The 1,366-nt window shown below is 73.9% G+C and carries 1 protein-coding gene; it reads right to left on the bottom strand.

Annotation, left to right across the window (positions count from 1 at the left end):
- Window positions 1-1,366, bottom strand: a 1,366-nt coding sequence (locus GA0115259_RS37620) for a DUF5691 domain-containing protein (protein ID WP_237540772.1), incomplete at both ends; no start/stop codon positions are given.

The raw sequence follows: 1,366 nt of genomic DNA, 5'->3' as shown, positions 1-1,366 counted from the left end.
GTTCGGTCGGTGCGCCCGGCTCGGCCGGTTCGGCCGGTACGGTCATAGCGGCCGGTACCGCCTGTTCGGTGGGTTCCGCCAATTCAGCCAGTTCTGAAGGCTGTGCCAGTTCCGCCAGCATCGCCGCGCGCAGACGCAGCGTGGAGACCAGGCGCTGGAACGCCTCCGACCAGTAGCCGCCCGCGCCCGGCGAGGTGTCCTCCGTCTCGTCCGGGGTCGCCGTGAGCAGCTCAAGGCGGCTCGCCTCGGCCGGGTCCAGACAGCGCTCCGCGAGGCCCATCACTCCGCTGAAGCTCCAGGGATAACTGCCCGCGTCCCGGGCGATGTCGAGCGCGTCCACGACCGCCCGGCCGAGCGGCTCCGCCCAGGGCACCGCACAGACGCCGAGCAGTTGGAACGCCTCGGAGAGGCCATGGGCGGATATGAACGCGGCCACCCAGGAGGCCCGTTCGGCGGACGGCAGCGTCGCGAGCAGTTTCGCCCGCTCCGCCAGGGACGGCGTGCCGGGGCCGCTCTCCCGGGACGTCACCGGCCTGCCCAGCAGAGCGGCCGACCAGCGCGCGTCCCGCTGCCTGACGGCGGCCCGGCACCAGGCCGCGTGGAGTTCATCCGCCCAGTCATCCAGGACGGGCAGTGCGACGATCTCCTCCGGAGTGCGGCCTCCGAGCCGGCCGTGCCAGGTGCTCAGCGGCGCTGCCTCCACCAACTGGCCCAGCCACCAGGACCGTTCACCTCGCCCCGAGGGCGGTGTCTGGACCACGCCGTCGCGCTGCATGTCCGCGTCGCACTCGTGGGGCGCCTCGACCACGATGACCTGGCCGCCGCCCGTACGGTCCATGCTCACGCAGGTCGCCGCCCGCGCCGCCATCCGTCCGGCGAGCGCGGACTCCGGCAGTGCCGAGAGCAGTTCGGCCGCGGTGGAGCGGACATTGCGGCTGCGGTCCGACAGGGCCCGTTCCAGGAAAGGTTCGTCCGCCTCGGACAGCCCCGTGCGCAGGGAGTCGAGGAACATCAGCCGGTCCTCGGCACGCTCGCTCGACCAGGTCGACGCCAGCAGCGCGCGGGCCGCCTCGCCGTCATGGGCCCGTACGGTGCCGAGCAGGGCGATCCGCTCGGCGAACAGGCCTTCCTCCCAGAGCAGCCGCACGGCCTCGGTGTCCCGCGCGTCGGGCAGGACGGAGCCGCCGGAAGCGCCACGCAGGGCGAACTTCCACTCGGGATTGAGCCGGGCGAGCCAGAGACCGCGCGGTCCCGCGAAGGCCAGGGCGAGTGGCCGCAGATCGGTGCGCGCGCGGGCCGCGTCGAGCAGTGCGGGCACGGCGGTGGCGGGCGCGCCGTAGCCGTGCTGATCGGCGGCGGCCAGCCA

It is taken from the genome of Streptomyces sp. MnatMP-M17, assembly GCF_900091995.1.
Classification (GTDB): Bacteria; Actinomycetota; Actinomycetes; order Streptomycetales; family Streptomycetaceae; genus Streptomyces.
The sequence above is the reverse complement of the archived record's forward strand: the minus strand, read 5'-3'. Positions and strand labels throughout refer to the sequence as shown.